At 53.1% G+C, this 19,050-nt stretch carries 17 protein-coding genes, 3 pseudogenes and 1 other annotated feature; of the genes and pseudogenes, 7 read left to right on the top strand and 13 right to left on the bottom strand.

Going from position 1 to position 19,050, the window contains the following annotated elements:
* Positions 1 to 96: 96 nt before the first annotated feature.
* The 9 genes and pseudogenes from FFH21_RS29280 to FFH21_RS29240 all read right to left on the bottom strand — a co-directional run bounded on the left by FFH21_RS29280 (position 97) and on the right by FFH21_RS29240 (position 8,173).
* Positions 97 to 375, bottom strand: coding sequence for a type II toxin-antitoxin system mRNA interferase toxin, RelE/StbE family (locus tag FFH21_RS29280; protein WP_004661626.1), 279 nt, complete (start codon positions 373 to 375; stop codon positions 97 to 99).
* The gene (locus FFH21_RS29275) at positions 375 to 662 is read right to left on the bottom strand and encodes a CopG family ribbon-helix-helix protein (RefSeq protein WP_004661624.1); all 288 of its coding nucleotides are present in this window, start codon (positions 660 to 662) and stop codon (positions 375 to 377) included. The genes FFH21_RS29280 and FFH21_RS29275 overlap by 1 nt, the downstream gene beginning before the upstream one ends.
* A gap of 69 nt (positions 663 to 731) precedes the next feature.
* Positions 732 to 1,343: a recombinase family protein gene (locus FFH21_RS29270; protein WP_011282455.1), complete on the bottom strand. Its 612-nt coding sequence runs from the start codon at positions 1,341 to 1,343 to the stop codon at positions 732 to 734.
* A gap of 36 nt (positions 1,344 to 1,379) precedes the next feature.
* Positions 1,380 to 2,483, bottom strand: coding sequence for an IS5-like element ISPsy19 family transposase (locus tag FFH21_RS29265; RefSeq protein WP_004663854.1), 1,104 nt, complete (start codon positions 2,481 to 2,483; stop codon positions 1,380 to 1,382).
* A gap of 88 nt (positions 2,484 to 2,571) precedes the next feature.
* Positions 2,572 to 4,521: a bifunctional diguanylate cyclase/phosphodiesterase gene (locus tag FFH21_RS29260; RefSeq protein ID WP_011282440.1), complete on the bottom strand. Its 1,950-nt coding sequence runs from the start codon at positions 4,519 to 4,521 to the stop codon at positions 2,572 to 2,574.
* 571 nt (positions 4,522 to 5,092) lie between these two features.
* Positions 5,093 to 6,127: an IS110-like element ISPsy16 family transposase gene (locus tag FFH21_RS29255; RefSeq protein ID WP_011168770.1), complete on the bottom strand. Its 1,035-nt coding sequence runs from the start codon at positions 6,125 to 6,127 to the stop codon at positions 5,093 to 5,095.
* Between the two features lie 110 nt (positions 6,128 to 6,237).
* A pseudogene (locus tag FFH21_RS30140) lies at positions 6,238 to 6,363 on the bottom strand (hypothetical protein); the annotation flags it as partial.
* 1,198 nt (positions 6,364 to 7,561) lie between these two features.
* A complete protein-coding gene (locus tag FFH21_RS29245) occupies positions 7,562 to 7,912 on the bottom strand; it encodes a type II toxin-antitoxin system RelE/ParE family toxin (RefSeq protein WP_004666861.1) in 351 nt (116 codons plus the stop codon).
* Positions 7,913 to 7,924: 12 nt separating this feature from the next.
* The gene (locus FFH21_RS29240) at positions 7,925 to 8,173 is read right to left on the bottom strand and encodes a type II toxin-antitoxin system prevent-host-death family antitoxin (RefSeq protein WP_004662018.1); all 249 of its coding nucleotides are present in this window, start codon (positions 8,171 to 8,173) and stop codon (positions 7,925 to 7,927) included.
* Between the two features lie 331 nt (positions 8,174 to 8,504).
* On the opposite strand from FFH21_RS29240, the gene FFH21_RS29235 reads away from it, so the two are divergent.
* Entirely contained in the window at positions 8,505 to 9,467 is a 963-nt protein-coding gene (locus FFH21_RS29235; RefSeq protein ID WP_054072957.1) for a tyrosine-type recombinase/integrase, read from the top strand.
* Between the two features lie 17 nt (positions 9,468 to 9,484).
* On the opposite strand, the gene FFH21_RS29230 is transcribed toward FFH21_RS29235, so the two are convergent.
* Genes FFH21_RS29230 through FFH21_RS29220 form a run of 3 tightly spaced genes read right to left on the bottom strand, consistent with a single transcriptional unit; the run spans position 9,485 to position 11,909 of the window.
* Entirely contained in the window at positions 9,485 to 10,309 is an 825-nt protein-coding gene (locus FFH21_RS29230; protein ID WP_134933068.1) for a hypothetical protein, read from the bottom strand.
* Positions 10,310 to 10,324: 15 nt separating this feature from the next.
* Positions 10,325 to 11,650: an SIR2 family protein gene (locus FFH21_RS29225; RefSeq protein ID WP_011282502.1), complete on the bottom strand. Its 1,326-nt coding sequence runs from the start codon at positions 11,648 to 11,650 to the stop codon at positions 10,325 to 10,327.
* Entirely contained in the window at positions 11,607 to 11,909 is a 303-nt protein-coding gene (locus FFH21_RS29220; RefSeq protein ID WP_050772301.1) for a hypothetical protein, read from the bottom strand. The genes FFH21_RS29225 and FFH21_RS29220 overlap by 44 nt, the downstream gene beginning before the upstream one ends.
* A gap of 292 nt (positions 11,910 to 12,201) precedes the next feature.
* Here FFH21_RS29220 and FFH21_RS29215 point away from each other — a divergent pair.
* From FFH21_RS29215 to FFH21_RS29190, 6 genes and pseudogenes are all read left to right on the top strand, one after another.
* Positions 12,202 to 13,424, top strand: a protein-coding gene (locus tag FFH21_RS29215) for an IS3 family transposase (protein ID WP_086004858.1) whose coding sequence is annotated in 2 segments (ribosomal slippage) — positions 12,202 to 12,487 and positions 12,487 to 13,424 — 1,224 coding nt in all. Because the reading frame shifts where the segments join, the coding sequence is not laid out codon by codon here.
* Positions 12,480 to 12,596: a sequence feature (AL1L pseudoknot), on the top strand. Its footprint overlaps the gene before it by 117 nt.
* 48 nt (positions 13,425 to 13,472) lie before the next feature.
* Positions 13,473 to 13,685 carry a hypothetical protein gene (locus FFH21_RS29210; protein ID WP_041924901.1) on the top strand — a complete coding sequence of 71 codons (213 nt, stop codon included), beginning with the start codon at positions 13,473 to 13,475 and terminating at the stop codon, positions 13,683 to 13,685.
* Positions 13,686 to 13,942: 257 nt separating this feature from the next.
* Positions 13,943 to 14,608, top strand: a complete 666-nt coding sequence (gene xopO / locus FFH21_RS29205) for a XopO/AvrRps4 family type III secretion system effector (RefSeq protein ID WP_011282487.1) — start codon at positions 13,943 to 13,945, stop codon at positions 14,606 to 14,608.
* A 535-nt stretch (positions 14,609 to 15,143) separates the two neighbouring features.
* Entirely contained in the window at positions 15,144 to 15,542 is a 399-nt protein-coding gene (locus tag FFH21_RS31250) for an LPD7 domain-containing protein (protein WP_324611810.1), read from the top strand.
* 197 nt (positions 15,543 to 15,739) lie between these two features.
* A pseudogene (locus FFH21_RS29195) lies at positions 15,740 to 16,429 on the top strand (Tn3 family transposase); the annotation flags it as partial.
* A gap of 110 nt (positions 16,430 to 16,539) precedes the next feature.
* Entirely contained in the window at positions 16,540 to 17,619 is a 1,080-nt protein-coding gene (locus FFH21_RS29190) for an IS110-like element ISPsy16 family transposase (protein WP_050772300.1), read from the top strand.
* Between the two features lie 102 nt (positions 17,620 to 17,721).
* Here the strand turns inward: FFH21_RS29190 and FFH21_RS29185 are convergent.
* A pseudogene (locus tag FFH21_RS29185) lies at positions 17,722 to 18,954 on the bottom strand (IS91-like element IS801 family transposase).
* Positions 18,955 to 19,050: the final 96 nt, after the last annotated feature.

Below are 19,050 nucleotides of genomic sequence, written 5' to 3'. Positions count from 1 at the left end.
CGCTTTGGCCCACATTAAGTGAGAATGAGCCCATATTGCGTGAGAACAGCCCGATTACATCCGGCTCGGCCCACATTAGTTGAGAATGACGGCGCATCAGGACGGTGGCCAATGCCGAGCAGCGTGCAGTACACGTAAAACTCGCACGGCATTGTCGACCACGTCATAGACAAGAATGTAATTTCGGTGGGCGACCAACTCGCAAGTCCCAACAATACGGCCTGGCTTGCCTATGCCTGGATGATCGACCAGGCGGCCAGATCGCTCTTCAAATAACTCGTCAAGGGCTAGTGCCGCACTTGGATTGTCGGCCTCGATGTAGTCATAGATTCTGTCACGGTCTTGTACTGCCTCGGGCGTCCAAAACAGTTTCATCAATTGGATGCCTCAAGCCGGCGACGTGTAGCTGCCCGCTTAAGCGCAAACTTGGTTTCAACCTCGGTCGCCGAAGTTAGGTGACCAGCATTAGCTGAATTCAAGCCGATCTGAACTTGCTCGCGGAACCAAGCCTCATGTTCGGACGCTTCGCGCTGCGTCTGTACGAACTCGCGCATGAAGTCCCGCAGGAGCTGCGCGCTGCTGCGGTCGCGGGCCTTGGCGGCTGTAGAAAACTCGTCTTTCAGTACTCCATCCACCCGGAACGTAAATGTGGCCTCACTCATGCTGCCATCCTCCATGCATTACAATGATAGTGCATTGTAACACATGGAAAACGACGGTTGCATCGTTGCTCAAGGGGCCTCTGCACGGCGCAGGCGGTGTGCGCTTTTGGCTCCTAACTGACGGGCAAGCGTTCGGTAGACAGTAGGACGCGAAACCGAAAACAGTTCAGCCAGGTCACTGATGGAGTAAGTGCCGCAGCTATGCATTCGGCACAACTCCTTTTGCTGTTTGATGGAGAGTTTCGGCTGCTTGCCTCGCAGCTTTCCTTTAGCGCGGGCAACGGCCATTCCTTCACGGGTGCGCAAGCGAATCAGGTCAGCCTCGAACTCGGCGAAAGTAGCCAGGATGTTAAAAAACATTTTTCCCATTGGATCGGTAGGGTCGTACACGCTCGAGCCAAGCGCCAACTTTATGCCGCGTGCAATCAGTGCATCGGCTATGTCGCGGGCATCTGGGACTGACCTGGCTAATCGGTCGAGTTTTGAAACCACAAGAGTGTCACCAGACCGAACGGCAGCAAGAGCCTGATCGAGCCCTGGTCTAGAGCGATGGGTGCCGGTTAATCCGTGATCTGTATAAATTCGATCAGACGCAACGCCTAATGCGAGGAGCGCAGCCTGTTGTGCGCTGAGGTCCTGTTTGTCAGTCGAGCAGCGAGCGTAGCCAATAAGTGTCGTCATGCAGAAATTTGTACGCTTAAGAGGGTGTAGACAAAATCATGTAGTGAGTCGGCGCGCGAGTATTCGAGCCTCGGCCAACCAAACCCATGCCTCGCTTACCGCAAAAAGGCGATCATGATGCATGATCAGTCGCCGAGCTCTCTCATTCCAGGCATGAGTTCGCTCCACTACCCATCGCTTGGGCATGACCACAAATCCAGTCTGAACAGGCTCCACGGAAAATAGATCGCCTTGTTCAGAGTGCCATTGCCCTGTTCTTCTGTTATTCGGGCCACGGATCACTTGAACATCGATAGCGTGCAGTTGATGGGTGCGCTGTGCCCATTTTCCTGCGTACGCACTATCAACAAAAAGCGTGCTCAGTGACGGATATTTTTCCTTCGAGTACGCCACCGCATCATCCGCCGCGTCACGATCCTGCACGCTTGCAGCACTGATACTGACAGCCAGCAGCAGGCCCAATGTATCGACAATCAGACTTCGTTTACGCCCCTTCACTTTTTTGCCTGCGTCGTAGCCGCTGTCACCGCCTTGAGGAGAACTGCGGGTCGACTGTGAATCCAGGATCGCTGCTGACGGGCTGTCAGCGCGTTCTTCCCGCTCACGCCATTGAGCTCGCAAGCGATCATGCATTTGCTCGAACTTGCCTTGAGCGCTCCACCGGCGGAACGTTTTGTAGACATTGTCCCAATGAGGAAAATCGCGGGGTAGCATTCGCCATGAGCACCCCGTGCGTACGACATAGCAACAGGCTTCCAGCAACGTGCGCCGAGAGTGAAGCGGTGGCACTCCTCGTCCGCCCTGGCTTTCAAACAGGTCGGCGACCAGTGCCCACTCGGTATCTGTCAAGCAACTCGGATATAGCTGCTCCGGCAGTTGGCGGCGGTGGGTTTCATTGTAGCCATAGGCTTTATTAGGTTCAGGTGACTGAAAACTTCCCTTGGCCCGCTGCTTTACACGCGTAATCCCTGCCATTTTCAACGCTTTTGCAAAGGTGTCGGGATGCGCAGTGATACCGGTTTCGGCGAAGAATACGAGCGCCAATTCGGCCTGGCTGGAATAGGGCTGTGCATGAGCGAGTTTCACCAGCACGGGATAGTGCTCGGCGGCAATCGAGCGAGGACGTCCGGTTTTAGGCATGGCTTGAGGGCTATTCAGACAAGGGAGTGAAAGTTTAATTTATTTTGTCTACACCCTCTTAGGAAAGCCAGACGTTGAGCGAGTCCGGCTAACCGAACGTGCGCTCGTCATCCGGTGTTTCAATCCACACCAGTGTCTCGGCGAACGTTATCGGCGGACTGTAGAAGTTGCCTTGCACCATTGTGCAGCCCAGACTCGTCAGCATATTCAGCTCGTCCTGCGTCTCGACACCCTCGATCACGCAGTCCAACGACATGTCCAGGCTCAGGGCTACCAGCGACTTGACGATCTTGTAACTGGTCGGATTGTCATGCACGCTCGTCACAAAACTGCGAGCAATCTTCAGTTTGGTCAGCGCTAGGGCGTGCAACTGACTGAGACTGGAGTAACCGGTGCCAAAATCGTCAAGGGAGATACCGCAACCTAGCTGGCGAAACTGGGCAATCGCCTGTTGAACCTGCCCAATGTCCTGCATGACGGCCGTTTCAGTGATTTCCAGATCAAGTCGTGAGGCGTCAAAACCACTGTTCTCTATTATCTCGACAATTTTCTTGACGCTTTCCCAAGTCGCGCAGTCATGGGCCGACAAATTGAACGACAGCTTGATCGGCGACGGCCAGGACAATGCTCGCTGTAGTGCCTGCGTCAACAAAGGGGCGGTCAGCTCGTTGATCATGCCGATCCGCTCAGCAATTGGAATGAAATGCGCAGGCGATACCGCGCCGAGTTCTGGACTGTTCCAGCGTGCCAGCGCCTCGAAAGCCACTGTTTCGCGTGTACAGCTTTCAATGATCGGCTGAAACAAGACGTGAAACTCCGTCTCCAGGTTCGCCCGACGCAATGCCTGCTCGGTTACGCCATCGGCATTAAGTTGTTCACGGTGACTGGCCGAAAACAGGCAAGTGGACCCGGGGTTGTGGTTCTTCCCTTGATAAAGGGCGTAATCTGCATATTCATACAGTTGGGCGGCATTGTCGGCGGTAGCCGGAAACGTCGCGAAACCCAGGGTCGCGCCGATCTGGATCGGTATTTCCGAGAGTTCGAAACCTTCATGTATCAACGTGCAAATGTGCTTGCCAAACATCAGCAACGCTTCGTCACTGATGTCGCCCTTGACGAGCAGTGCAAACTCGTCACCGCCCAGCCGCGATACCTGCACGGTATCGCTGACAGCGCTGATCAGCCGTTCAGCGACCAGCATCAGCAGCCGGTCACCGACACTATGGCCATACAGGTCGTTGACAGGCTTGAACCCGTCCAGATCCAGCACACCCACCGCTAGCCCGCTCCGCTGTAGCAGTGCCTCGTTCATCGCCGTATCCAGTGTCTGGAAAAAATGCCGACGATTAGGTAGGCCGGTCAGGCTGTCCCGATTGGCCAACAACAGGTTCGCGTTGCTCAGTTGTTCAGTCTTGAACTGGGCGTTCACCAGGCTGGTGAAGGCGCGGTACTGATAGCGAAGAATGATCAGCATGCCGATCGATACCAGCACAATATTTGCCGCCGTGGCGATAAACGTGATGTTGTGTGTTGAGGCGAAGAAAATAACGAACGCTGTGTTGACGATCACTGCGGTAATCAAGGCTGCAGACTGCAAATGCATCATGCAGAAAATGCACACAATCACGGTGATGCCCATGAAAAACGCCACTTGCGCCTGGGTATAGGCATCGCCATAGGGGTACATTGATAAAGACCATGCCGCAAATGCGGTGGAGATGATACCCACCAGCCTATTGGTGCCGCGAAGCGTCTCGAGAATAGTGCTTGAAGCTGGCGGCGGCTTGTTTACCGTAAGCAGCCACTTGCGCGCGCGAATGCCGCACCCGATGGTAAGGACTGTCGGTACCAGCAACGTCAGCCACATCGGGGCAGTTGCCCAATGGGTAAAGGCAAGCGCCCAGGTGTTGACCAACAGCACGAAGTACATCAGCGGCAGTTGTCGGGACAATGCGATGTATTGAGCTTGCAGCAGCCGAGGATTATCGGAGGGCACGGACATCAGGGTGCGCAAGGCCCCCATCATTTTTTTCAGCATCGCAAGGCTTCTCTGTCAGTACATTCAAAGCGCAAGCGGCTTGCTGCTCATCATGCGAGCCAGGTTGTAACCTGCTCACCTGTAATGCTCTCGGCAGCGATAATTAATTCTTTACGGTAAAATCAAACAGGGCAGCCAGGGGTTGTAAGCCGGAATCCCAGAAATTTCCGTCATGGGCGGGAAGCGAGTACTGGTGCGAATTGACGCCAAACAGGTGTTTTAGGGGGGAATAGGGAAAACGGACAAAATCGTACTACAAGGGCTTCCCCATTGAGCACAAGCCCAATAGTTGCTGTTTGACTCAGCTGCATATGCCGGATCGACGTAAGAAGGTGAAGGACTGCGGTACTACAAACGGTCATCTTGAGCTGATCGCTCGGACCCTGATGAAAGACGCACGTGAGGGCCTCGTTCGCTAACCGGGACTGAATTTCCCATACGATTTTTCAGGTATCCCCCACGCAGGTCCAACCCGCTTCACATCAACGACGGCAGTGCACATTGATCCTTTTATCCGCTCATGATCCTCGCCCTAACGCCTTACAAGGTGATCAGTCATGACCTCTGGTGTTTACGCGCCCGTTGGTTCTGCCTGTTCAGGCTTGAACGTGTCGCCGTAATGCAGAACGGCCCAGGCCATCCTCGCATTCTTGGCGGCAATCGCCACGGCCGCACGCCAGTAACCCCGTCGCTCTATGAGGTTGCGGATCCAGCGACTGAGAGGGTCTTGCTTATCGCCCAGGTTGGCCATGACAGATCGAGCTCCAAGCACCAGTAGACTGCGTAAATAGGCATCCCCGGCTTTGGTGATACTCCCCAGGCGCTGCTTGCCGCCGCTACTGTATTGGCCTGGCGTCAAACCGAGCCAGGCAGCCACTTGGCGTCCGTTTCTGAAGTCGTGCCCATCTCCAATACTGGCCACTAAAGCACTTGCAGTGGTCGAGCCAACCCCACGCAATTGCAGCAGCCTACGGCTACGATCATCTTCGCGAGCGATCTGATTGATGGCTCGATCAAGTTCCACCAGCCGATCCTCGATATGGCTGGTGTGCTCCAACAGTTCACTCATGCACCGTCTTGCCCAGCCAGGCAAGGTGTCCAGACAGGGACCAATCTCTTTTCTCAATCGCTCTGGGCTTTGTGGCAGGACCACGCCGAATTCAGAAAGTAATCCGCGCAGTCGGTTGTACGTAGAGGTGCGTTCTTCGATGAATCCCTGGCGGGTTCGATGAAGGCAAAGAGTGGCCTGCTGATGCTCGTCTTTAACAGGGACAAACCGCATGCTGGGTCGGGTCACTGCCTCACAGATCGCGGCCGCATCTGCGGCATCGTTCTTGCCGCGCTTACCCGACATTCGATAAGGCGAAACGAGTTTAGGAGCCATCAACTTGACCGTATGGCCGTGCTCGGCGAACACCCTCGCCCAATGATGAGCGCCTGAGCAAGCCTCCATACCAATCAAGCACGGGGGCAACTGGGCGATCAATGGCACCAGTTGATCCCGCGCAACCTTGGGCTTCACCAAGGTGGCTTTACCAGCCTCATCGATGCCGTGAACGGCGAATACGGCCTTGGCTAGATCGATTCCCACGGTAATAATTGGCATGGACTTCCCCTCCTGTGGTTTTGATGCAGGTTTGACACTTCATCATGGCACTTCGATGCCGATTCGCGACTTTCGCCGCGCCCTTGGGACGGGGAAGTCCCTTTCATTCGCTAAGGTTTTCCGAGCTGTCGTAACGGCCTGAATTTTCCGTCTTCCAGCTTGCGGCTCTGCCGCCAGACGTAATCGCCGGTCAGGTTGACGTGCTCCCAGCCCAACGGCGACAGATACTGATACAGGTCGGGGTTGTAAGCCGGAATCTCAGAAATTTCCGTCACCCTTTTAAGTCCCCCAGGCGGGGGGCTCGACGAGAGCGACAGACCTTGTGTGTAGAAGTTTCAAAATGCTTATGCATCAAGAGACAGTGCCCTGCCCGAAGATATTTACATTCGGTGTGCCTTGGGCGTATACGCCCAAGGCTTGAGGCAGGGAGTTATTGGTTAATTCTGCGGTCTTCGTGTGCGAGCATCGTAAGGCGTCTCTGTAATTCAACAAGGTCAGCTCTTGCTTGGCGCAGCTGTTGTGTTGTATTCGCCATTTCGTCAGGATTGGCCTCTTCTGTAGCGTCTTCAAGCTCTTCAGTAAGGTCGTTAACAAAGGTTTGTTTGTCCTGTATTTCTTGTCCGCAATGCGCGGGTTTCGGGATTTACTAATTTTTTTTCATCGTGGCATTATCGCTGGTAGCAGAAGCCACTCTGTTTTGATTAGCTGGCTTGGAATCGGGCGGCGAAGGCACGTCGTTGCAAGACGGAATATAACTCATCACACTATGCACAATTTTCATGATCCACCTACGGTAGCTTAATGGGTGATGAGTCAGTGGTCGTAAGCGTCGAAAGGTTCCACGTACAGCTTCGTACCTTCTGAAAAATTTGAAGCTTTGTCTCGCCCATTACTGAACTGCTGCATGCATTTGTAGCAAAATATGGTGCTTTTTCGTTGATTAGTTTTATAAGGATGCTCCGCCTCCATTGCGCAGCCACTTGGAGTGTTCTACTGCCAATTCTCGCAGCATGAACCTGACATGGTAAATTTTATCGCTGCATATTTGTAAATATCGACCAACTCGTAAGTTTTGTTTTAACAGCCATCGACAAAATTACATATAATAGAATGCTTGTAATTGAAAGATCATTTTGTGTAAAAATTTAATTACTTACATGCCGAATGGAATACTTACCTTTTATGATAATTACCTCCGCCCAACCAACTGCACGCCTTTATGTAACTACAATAGTTGGGGGGGGCCGGGCTTGCTACTTTTTCAGGTGAGATAACCGAGTCAGCTCAGCAAGTCGAGTTCATCAAAATATGCCCAGAAATAAAATTTTACTGTGGCAGCTCTACTTTCTTAGGCTGCCGCAGAATGACCGGCAATGGGCTATTTTCTGCTAAGTCAGCGCCAATGAGTGCCAGGACACTGACAAGATAATAATGCTAAATAGGTTGAAGCAGGCAGTAACGGATGAGTGCCTGTTCAACACTTTGTTTTCCACTAATGACAAGCACCACGACGATGACGGTAACGCCATCAGCATCCATCACCTCATAAAAGATCCGGTATCCGTCAGCATTCAACTCACGATAATGCAGTACGCCCAGCTCACTCAATTGAGGACTGACCGGGTAGCCCAACGGGGTGGACAAGAGCTTGTCCTGGATGACATCGATCAGGGTATTTATACGTTGAGCAGCTAATGAGAATCCCTGAGTGATAGCCAGGTGCTCGACCTGATCTTCAATGCTTTGCTGGGCAACCTCGGTAAAGCGTAGTGCAAACGTGTTCATTTATGCTCCTATTTATTTTTGGGCAAACCTCCTGCTCAACCGGGCTTTAAGTTCGTCAGTGGAACAGTGCTTGCCTTGGGAGTACTCGCGGGAACTGATCGCCAGGAGCTTTACCAAGGCGATCGACTCATCGCGGCGCTTACGATCTGCGTAAGACTCCACCACGTAGGCCGGGACACCGTTTTGCGTGACAACCAGTGGCTCATCGAGAGGCAGGTCGGCTGCGTTACGTTTCAGATAACTTATTGTTTCAACTCGCATGAGTTGAGATCTCCTTCATAGTGGCACCGAGAAACAGATGCCTAACTTGGCTGCTTTGACTGCGCTTCTTGCCTAAGCTTTAAACCTCAAGCCCAAATATAGACCAAATACAGTCTTTTTGCAACCTTCATTTTTTATATCGCGTCAAGAGATTTAACAAGCAGTGCTCAATTGATTTAACATCCACCTTCTCCTAGATTAGTGGTGATAAAATATGTTATCACCACTAATTGGGACTTTCTCCGAATCGTGTACGCTGCTGGGTACTGGCGTCGTTTTTATGACTGAAATGGTGATATTTGATCGCCGATAATCCGATTGAGGGCTGTACATGCAGGAAGTGACGAAAGTCGGATCCCACGACCAACGCAGGCTCACGGCGGTCGAATTCCAGAGTTTGGCCCGGGTACCAGCCGCGGTCGAGTGGTTTGCCAACCTGGACAACCCACGCACGCGTCGAGCCTACCAAAATGACCTGACGGATTTCTCTTCCTTTATAGGGCTGGCCAGCGCCGACGACTTTCGCCAGGTGACCCGGTCGCACGTCTTGGCCTGGCGCGCCGATCTGGAACAACGCGGCCTGGCCGGGGCCACCATCCGGCGCAAACTGGCCGCGCTGGCCAGCCTCTTCGATCACCTTCTGGACAACAACGCCGTCGCCGGGGGCAACCCGGTGCACGGGGTCAAACGACCGAGGATAGAAAGCAACGAAGGCAAGACACCGGCGCTGGGTGATCACCAGGCCAAGGCCCTGCTTGAGGCACCGGATGAAAGCACGCTGAAGGGACGGCGTGATCGGGCCATGCTGGCCGTGCTGCTCTACCATGGCCTGCGCCGCGAAGAGGCCGCGCAGTTGCAGGTCAGCGACATCCAGGAAAGGCGCGGTATCCAGCACCTGAAAATCCACGGTAAAGGCGGGAAGGTGCGGTATTTACCGCTGCACCCCGTCGCGGCCGGACGCATCCATCTCTATCTGGAACGTTCGGAACATCATCTGGCCGACAGGAAGGTCCCATTGTTTATATCGCTACGAGGCAAATCGACCGGTGCCGGCGTTTCGGCCAACGGCATCTATACCGTGGTCGAGGCCTACGCGAAGAAGGCGGGAATTGAGGTGGCCGGGCTGGGCGTGCACGGCCTGCGGGCCACAGCGGCAACGAATGCCCTGGAGCACGAAGCTGACATCGCCAAGGTTCAGGTCTGGCTCGGGCATGCCAATATCAGCACGACGCGCATCTACGATCGGCGGCAGAACAGGCCGGAGGACTCACCGACCTATAAAGTGAAGTATTGATAGGCCGGCGGCGCCTATCAATAATTCTCTAATCCTACTTCGCTGCTGACGAGATTTGATATCTGCCGCTCATATCTAGATACTAATTTACTCAATTCAGGATCTCCAACCTTACTTTCAGATTTCTTCAACTCATTTAGTGCAAATTCAAACACCGAAAAATCTTTTGTTTTTCGATAAAACTCAATGTCCAGCTCGCAATGAGCTGCGTGCACGTACTTATGTCCAGGAAATTTGTTAAGAGCGATGTGTGCGACATCACATGCCTCTCGCAAAATAGAAACTCTATCTTCTTCCATAATGCCCGGTGTGTGGACCGCTCGCGCTGTTAGCAATGCTATCTTATAACGCATAACGGCTCCATCTGAGTCAAAGTCATTCTCAAATATTCGGATCTCTGTTTCAGCTTTTTCGTATACTCCAAGTTCGATCAAATTTCTTATCAAACGGTGTCTAGGCACTCTTTCTCCAGGAGCCATCGATATCATCTTGCGAAGTAGTACATTCTGACTATTCTTGTCGGGTATCATCTGCAATCCCGAATCAATATTGCATAGCTCCCTGATTGTTCGAATTTCAATTTCGTATGTAGGTGAAATACAATCAATAACATTTGTAAAAAGATCATATAGCTTAGCTGTATCCGAAAACTTATACTTAGAAATTATTTTTACGATAACCGAATGGCGTCCACGCCATATGTAAATTCCTTCTCGGGTAGATAGATTATATTCACTTATAATATCAGTAAGACTGACTAAAATCCCTTGTATTGTGATTGCAGGGATTCCTAACAAACGTATCACTAGCTGGCGGTGTACTCGAATGCCAGAATTCTCCATGGCTGCGACAAGTTTTTAGATATTCTGAAGTTCTTCAGGAAGTGCTGCATACTCTCGCAGTATGATGTCATCAAACTTTTCTGAAGCGAAAATATTTTTTAGACAAACAAACATGTCTGCTTCGCATATATCCGTGAGCCGGCGTCTTTTTTCTATTTTAGAAAAACCTGAGAAAGTCGACTCTGTGAGCTTTTCGAATGCAGGTGTTCGATCAACAAGCGTAAGCAATCTGTCTATCTCATTTTGAGAAAGCCTGCTTAATGATAGCTCTATACCTTTCTTATATATGTTAGGAGATTTTATTCGAGGATTCCATAAGTTTCTAGCACTTGCAGCGATCATAACCAAGCTATTGATTTCATTAGCAATAAGTCTATCGACTAGCTCGTTAATGCTATTTAGGTGACTGTGCGCCTCATCGATCATAAGGCAGGCCTTTTTACCTAGTCCTTTTAAACCTTTTGCAACTGTTAGCCAGGCGGGAACATCAAGATTCAAATCAGCCTTATGCTCCCAAGACTGGTACCCCTTAGATCTAAGATTCAACAGTACCTGTCTCGCCGCAGTGGTTTTACCTACACCACTTGCTCCCACAACAACACAAAATATTCTATTTTCATTAATTATTGAATTGACAGATGATTCTACTAAATCCCGCTCAAATGTAAGTCCCGATTCAATATCTTTGAATGATGCAGGCCACCCATTAAACATCGCCCCAGCATTTGGCTCACCTAAGAGTTGATGATTAACCTCAATAGTTACAGGGCGTAATTCGGCAGCATCTTTGAAGCTATCATCTAAACTGTCATCCTCGTCGGTTTTAGGAAAAGATGTTATTTTAGCAAGTGCTGCAGTAAACTCATTTATCCCTCCAAAGCAAACTCTAATACCTCTCATTTCATATAGAGCAGCACGATCATTATCATTTGTAAAAAGCAGAAATGTTACTTTTCCTATACCACTTACGGCATTTATTCTTGTAACAGACTCTATCGTTTCTTTAATATGTGGATCTGCCAAGGAATATCCGATTATGACGACGTGGCTGCTAGAAATGTCATCTTTGAACCTTGACCAAATATGCTCCCTGTAATCATTGGTTTTATCATAGTCTTGATCAGTTATTATGATCCTTGAAGAATCACCATCGACTACATCTTTTTCAATCGTACCATGAACTTTAAAAAGCTTTAGCGGATCGGACTTATGGTGCATTTGAAAATCAAAATTGTTGCTATAAACATTTATAGACTGACGATGCAATGCGAAGCTCTGTCCGATTAAGTTGTCATAGTTAGTCGTATAAATAGTTTTCCATGGGTATAACGGGATATTCAAAAGCCCCCCCTGATGGTTTAAGATCTATTATGACACTTCTCAGCTCAGCGATAAGTTCCTTTCTCGACCTCTTATGCTCTATCAGGCTAGTAATCTCCCTTAAGCTATAGTCATCCGAGATAGAAAATTTACCAGCCAGGATGGATTTGAGCTTATCTCCACTCGGGGCAAATGACGGCATTGACGATCCTGCCCCAAAGAAAAGCACTGTATTCTCGGGCGTTATTTCTTCCACTAACTGCTGCAGACTGATAGGCATGCGCACCTCTCCATGGTTTTTCTGGATGATACTGCTTTACACATCTGATACGTAAATTCTCTATGGGCACAGACACGTAATCCACACGCGTCTAGTCTTCCTGCCACCAAACCTTTCTGCCATTTATCCAAACAACGCGCTCGAGAATCCAGCTGTACCGCTCTGCATCGCGCCGCAGCATGACCAGGTCCTCACTGTCTCTATTTTGCGGGCAGCACAGATACCAATTCGACATATTTGTATGAACCGCCCCGGGTTTCTCGGAGACTCCAACCTTTGAGAGGATGGAGCGATGAAAAAACTACCGAAGTACTCCCCAGAGGTCCGTGAGCGGGCCATCAGGATGGTTTTCGAACACCTTCCTGAGTACGAGTCGCAGTGGGCCACCATCAGTGCCATTGCCCCCAAGATCGGCTGCACGCCCGAGACATTACGGCTGTGGGTTCGCCAATCTGAGCGCAACACCGGCCAGCGTGATGGGCTGAGCACAGTCGAACGTGAGCGAGTCAAGCTGTTGGAGCGTGAGAACCGTCAGTTGCGTCAAGCTAACGAGATCTTGCGCAAGGCCTCAGCCTATTTTGCCCAGGCGGAGCTCGACCGCCCATTCAAACGATGAAGACGTTTATTGATGAAAACCGCCAGTCTTACGGGGTCGAGCCGATTTGCAAGGTGTTGCCAATCGCCCCGTCGACGTACTACCGGTACGCTGCTCAGCAGGCTGACCCCAGCCAGCAGTCAGCGCGTGCGCAGCGTGACCAGGAACTGGGTGAGCACATCCAGCGAGTCTGGGATAAGCACTTCCATGTATATGGCATGCGCAAGGTCTGGCGACAGTTGCTGCGTGAAGGCCAGCAAGTCGCCCGCTGTACGGTGCAACGCCTGATGGGAGAGCTGGGCCTGCAAGGCGTGGTACGCGGCAAGCCCGTCAAGACGACGGTCAGCGACCAAGCCAGGCCGTGCCCGCAGGATCATGTCAACCGTCAGTTTGTTGCTGAGTGCCCGAACGCCCTATGGGTATCGGACTTTACCTACGTCAGTACCTGGCAGGGTTTTGTTTACGTGGCCTTCATCGTTGATGTCTTTGCCCGATTCATCGTCGGTTGGAAGGTGTCCAGTTCAGCGCGTACCGATTTTGCACTCGATGCACTGGAGCAAGCCCTTTACGCCCGTCGCCCAGTCAAGCAGGGTGGACTCATTCACCACAGTGACCGTGGCGTGCAGTACGTGTCCATTCGCTATACCGAGCGTCTTGTCGAAGCCGGTATTGAGCCATCGGTCGGGAGTGTCGGTGACTCTTACGACAATGCCTTGGCTGAGACCATCAATGGTCTTTACAAGGCTGAAGTGATTCATCGACGCTCTTGGCCCACACGGGGGGCGGTGGAGCTGGAAACGCTGAAATGGGTGGACTGGTTCAATCACCGCCGCCTGCTGGAGCCAATCGGTCATATTCCACCGGTCGAGGCAGAAGCCATCTATTATCAGCAACTCACCGAGTCTGCCCAGGTGGCATGACTCAAACAAAAGGGTCTCCGAGAAACCCGGGGCGGTTCACAGGTACGTTTGGAAGACCTGGGCACCCAGCCTGTCGTGGTGCAGGTCATTGAAGAGGACGGCACTGTCACGAACAAAACGGTCAACCGCCGCGAATGGTCTGCGCAGCCGACCGCGCCTGAGCGGGAAGTGGCAGAGACCACGCCCAAGGGACAGGCCGCAGCAGCAGGCACACCGGAGCTGTCATCCCCGGATGAAGAAGACGGCATGAGCATGGACTGAGTCGTCTTGGTACACCACCTCCTTGCCTGGAGGTGGTTCCCAGAAACTATTCGTATAAGGGGGACGGTACTGATAGCACGCTTAATGCCACGCTACATGTGGGCGAATTTCAACAGATTGCCAGAATATTTCCCCGAAGATTAGGAACTGTCGGCAGGTGCGAAGCCACTAAAATTTTCCTTCCTTTCCATAAGGGTAAAAATGAGTAACGCATGCCTGCTCATGCGCATTAAATTCTTTGACAAAGAGGCTTCCCCATGAATCGAATTTCAACCAGTTCAGTAAATTCCAGCTTCAGTTACTCGGCCCCTGCAGAGGAAGCGCAAAACCGCGTTTCCTCAGCCCCCACCAACTCCTCTCCACCTGGCACCACAACCGCTGTCGCCCAGGCGTCAGAGGGGCAAAAAAAGCCGGGGGCGGTATTAAGCATGCAGGCACAGCGACTGCGCCAATTGTGTGAGAGTTCATCTTACCAGTACCGGCAGAACGCGCTATTAGCTAAATCTTTTGATGCTCAACGCCTAGACATTAACACTCAAGCGGGCCCTTCCAATAGCCCTCACCTGAACGCTCTCAACAAGCTCCAACAACGAGACTTCAAACCTGCGGCTGGCGGGCTAGAAATCCCATTTACACCCAAATCCCTATTGGGCGGAGGTAAACGAGTCTATCAAATTGGCTCATCGTCACGCGACGTACAAGTCTGCCCACGTGGAGCTGGTGCTGCATTGAGGCAAGAAATCGCAGATAAGCAACTCATGGTTAACCATCTCACGGACGAGCTTCAAGACGCTATAGATGAGGCCAACCAAGCCGAGATAGCCAATACTTCACAACAGCTGCGCCAAGCCCGGTCTGACCTTGCTGAGCTACAGAGACGCTTTGCGGTACTCGGAAACGAAGACCGCAGAATCAACCAATAACCTTAAACACATCATAGCCCCTGCCTCAAGCGAATATGTAAGCCCAAGGCAAGTTGCATTTTAAATATCCTCGGGTAGGGCTCTGTCTTTTGATGCATAGGTTTTTCAAAATGCCTATGCATCAAGAAGACGCTATTAATAATTCGACGACACTTCGCTACCGGGGTTATTGACCTGCATCACTTGCGCACTGGCAGGACGATACGGCTACCGGCAAGAAAGCTAGCCTGATCATCGACTGATCGATACGCCCCGCTCTTTGGGGCACTCAAGCGGCTCCTGATACACATCACAACCCCCCTCAATCATGTGCAGCGCTGACCCCAGCGCTACGGCGCAGGGGGCTGTTCGCATTCGTTAAATAGGTGAAGGACATGATTAACTGTAGCGGCTCGCGTTTGAAAACACGCGTGCTCGCAATCTTGCGCTGATTGCGAGCACGGCTGTTTTCGATTGCAAGCCGCTACACTTAGAAGATGAAAAGGAAGACCCAGGCTTCAGCATCAGCGGCGCGAGGGGGCCTGGCCCAGAAGGCGTGCGCGACCGTGTGAAGCGGGTCATGGATCGCTTTGCCAAACAGATTGATCCAGCCGGCGCCAGTGAGCGGGCCCGCGACCTCAGCGCCAAGGATCTTTACACGCGCAAGGCCAAGTTCAGTCAGAACGTCGATTACCCGGACAAGCAGACCGACAAGACCCTGTTTGTGGACACAGGCACAGCCATTTCCATGCGCCGCACGGGCATTACCGAAGCCGGGGTGTCTGTAGCCCTCCAGCTGGCCCGGGAGAGGTTCGGCAGCACACTGACGATCAACGGCACTGCTGAATTCAAAAAGCTGGTGATCGAGGCGGTGGCCAAGAACGGTTTGGACGTGCATTTCACCGAAGGCCATGAACCAAAGCTTGGCGGCTCGCCGCGCAGAGCTGGCGATTGAACGTGACGGCCTAAGCATTGGTCCTGCCAACGACCTTACCCGGCACGTAAACGATTTCACGCGGGACGTGCGCGACTAGGCGGATCGCATGGGCGTTACGGTGCCGATCGAGGCGCTGTACGGCGAAGGCAAAACGGCTGAGCAGGTGAGCCAGGCGCTGGCCACCCAGCTGGACACCGTGCCGGAACCGACCCCATCATGTTTTCGCACTGATGCATCTGCTGGGCTTTCGTTTTGCCCCGCGCATCCGCGACTTGGGCGAGACCAAACTGTATGTCCCACAGAGCGTCCAGGACTACCCGACACTGCGCCCGATGATCGGCGGTACGCTAAACATAAAACACGTCAGTGCTCACTGGGACGAGATTCTGCGCCTGGCCACATCTATCAAGCAGGGCACTGTCACCGCCTCGTTGATGCTGCGCAAGCTGGGTAGCTATCCGCGTCAGAACGGTCTGGCCGTGGCCCTGCGGGAACTAGGCCGGATCGAGCGTACGTTATTTATCCTGGACTGGTTGCAAAGCGTCGAGCTACGTCGTCGTGTGCACGCTGGGTTGAACAAGGGCGAAGCGCGCAATGCCTTGGCCAGGGCGGTGTTTTTCAACCGCCTTGGTGAAATCAGGGATCGCAGCTTCGAACAACAGCGCTATCGGGCCAGCGGACTGAACCTGGTGACCGCCGGTATTGTGCTGTGGAACACCGTCTATCTGGAGCGGGCAACCCAAGGACTGACTGATGCCGGAAAGCCGGTGAATACCGACCTGTATCAATACCTGTCGCCGCTGGGCTGGGAGCACATCAACCTGACTGGCGATTACGTCTGGCGGCAGAGCCGCAAGCTGGACGACGGTAAATTCAGGCCGCTACGACACGTCGGAAAACCTTAGCGAATGAAAGGGACTTCCCCGTCCCAAGGGCGCGGCGAAAGTCGCGAATCGGCATCGAAGTGCCATGATGAAGTGTCAAACCTGCATCAAAACCACAGGAGGGGAAGTCCATGCCAATTATTACCGTGGGAATCGATCTAGCCAAGGCCGTATTCGCCGTTCACGGCATCGATGAGGCTGGTAAAGCCACCTTGGTGAAGCCCAAGGTTGCGCGGGATCAACTGGTGCCATTGATCGCCCAGTTGCCCCCGTGCTTGATTGGTATGGAGGCTTGCTCAGGCGCTCATCATTGGGCGAGGGTGTTCGCCGAGCACGGCCATACGGTCAAGTTGATGGCTCCTAAACTCGTTTCGCCTTATCGAATGTCGGGTAAGCGCGGCAAGAACGATGCCGCAGATGCGGCCGCGATCTGTGAGGCAGTGACCCGACCCAGCATGCGGTTTGTCCCTGTTAAAGACGAGCATCAGCAGGCCACTCTTTGCCTTCATCGAACCCGCCAGGGATTCATCGAAGAACGCACCTCTACGTACAACCGACTGCGCGGATTACTTTCTGAATTCGGCGTGGTCCTGCCACAAAGCCCAGAGCGATTGAGAAAAGAGATTGGTCCCTGTCTGGACACCTTGCCTGGCTGGGCAAGACGGTGCATGAGTGAACTGTTGGAGCACACCAGCCATATCGAGGATCGGCTGGTGGAACTTGATCGAGCCATCAATCAGATCGCTCGCGAAGATGATCGTAGCCGTAGGCTGCTGCAATTGCGTGGGGTTGGCTCGACCACTGCAAGTGCTTTAGTGGCCAGTATTGGAGATGGGCACGACTTCAGAAACGGACGCCAAGTGGCTGCCTGGCTCGGTTTGACGCCAGGCCAATACAGTAGCGGCGGCAAGCAGCGCCTGGGGAGTATCACCAAAGCCGGGGATGCCTATTTACGCAGTCTACTGGTGCTTGGAGCTCGATCTGTCATGGCCAACCTGGGCGATAAGCAAGACCCTCTCAGTCGCTGGATCCGCAACCTCATGGAGCGACGGGGTTACTGGCGTGCGGCCGTGGCGATTGCCGCCAAGAATGCGAGGATGGCCTGGGCCGTTCTGCATTACGGCGACACGTTCATGCATAGGAATTTCAAAATGCCTATGCATCAGGCTGACGCTATGACGGAGGCGTCATGCCTTCAAAGCGATGGGTAGGAAGACGCTGATGCGTTACTTATGCAGTGAAAATCCCTATCAACAAGCATTAATGCAGGTTATTTCACCGCGAAGCCTAGGTGCGGACGCACCTACCCCCTGTCAGGGCTTCACGTACCTCATCTGCGCAATCGCCTGAGCGTTGAGGTTCAGTCCCTGCACCGTCAGCCCGCTGATTGCCGCCGTGTATACCATCCGCGCGCCACACAGCACGCAGCGGAACGGATCGACGTTTAGAAAGGCTTTGGCCATCGGCGCAAAATACAGCTTTGGTACCGGTCCTGGCGTCGCCATCTTCAGTGCTTCATAGACCTTCGGCAGGTACTGCCCGCAGACCCGATTGGCCAGAAAACCAAAATACCGGATCATCCGGAAATGCTTTTCCGGGATGTGCTGCACCACCCGGAAAAGCATGTCGGCCTGGCTCAGCGTTTCCTGCTGATAGGTCTGTGTGCGGTGATCCAGGTAGGTGAAGCTCAACGTGGCCCCGTTGGTGTAATGCGCCAGACGACTGCCCGAGATGGGCGGTTTTTTCAGGTAGCGGCCCAGGTAATTGACGGTCTTTCGGCCGTTTTTCGTCTTCTTCGACAAGTGGATGTGCCAGTGCTGGCCACCAGCGGTCAGTATCAAACGGCGCCAGTCGCTTTCACAGAGGATGTGGGCCAGCGGCGGCGGCATCGTCAGTTGCGAAAGCGGCTGTCCCAGCAGGTAATCGCGCACCAGCCACATCCAGCGCCGCCGCAGGGCCTCTTTGTGGAACGACAGATTTTTCCAGACGCCCTGCTCATCCAGGCCGCCCGCGGTCACCGACAGGTGGACGTGGGGATGCCAGTTGAGCCGCCGGCCATAGGTGTGCAGCGCCCCTTAAATCCCGACGCGCAAACCGCGCCGCTTGGCGGCGTAGATCAGGTTATCGGCCGCCAGCCGAAACAGCGCATCGAGCAGCCAGCGGTTGTAGAAGAACAGGGGCCATAGCGTGTCGGGCAGCGTGAACACCAGATGCTGCCAGGGGCAGTCGGGCAGACGGTTGTTTTGCACGGTGATCCACTGGTCGGTGGCCTTTTTGCCGCAGGAGGGACAGGCCCGGCAATGGCAGGTGTTGCACAGGTATTTGACGTGCGGGCAGCTGTGGTTGCCGCAGGTGTAGTGTTTGACGCCCAGTATCGAGGTGCCGCAGGCGAGCATTTTGGTGACGGACTCGACTTCGATGTCGCGTAAGCCGCCCTCCTCGAGGAGGTGTGCCCAGCACTGGTTAGCGGTGAAGAGGTTTTTGAGCGGTCGAGGTGTGTAGGCAGGACTCATCTGAAGCAGCAGCGGTGGGTAAGCAGGCTTCATGATGGTCAATAACGGGCCTCATGGCAAAGCTCAAATCGATGTTTCTGCTGCTACGCGATCGTAAGAACGGGCGATTTGCAGCCGCAGGCTGCCCTG

This window comes from Pseudomonas sp. KBS0707 (genome assembly GCF_005937945.2).
In the GTDB taxonomy this organism is placed as follows: Bacteria; Pseudomonadota; Gammaproteobacteria; order Pseudomonadales; family Pseudomonadaceae; genus Aquipseudomonas; species Aquipseudomonas amygdali.
The sequence above is the reverse complement of the archived record's forward strand: the minus strand, read 5'-3'. Positions and strand labels throughout refer to the sequence as shown.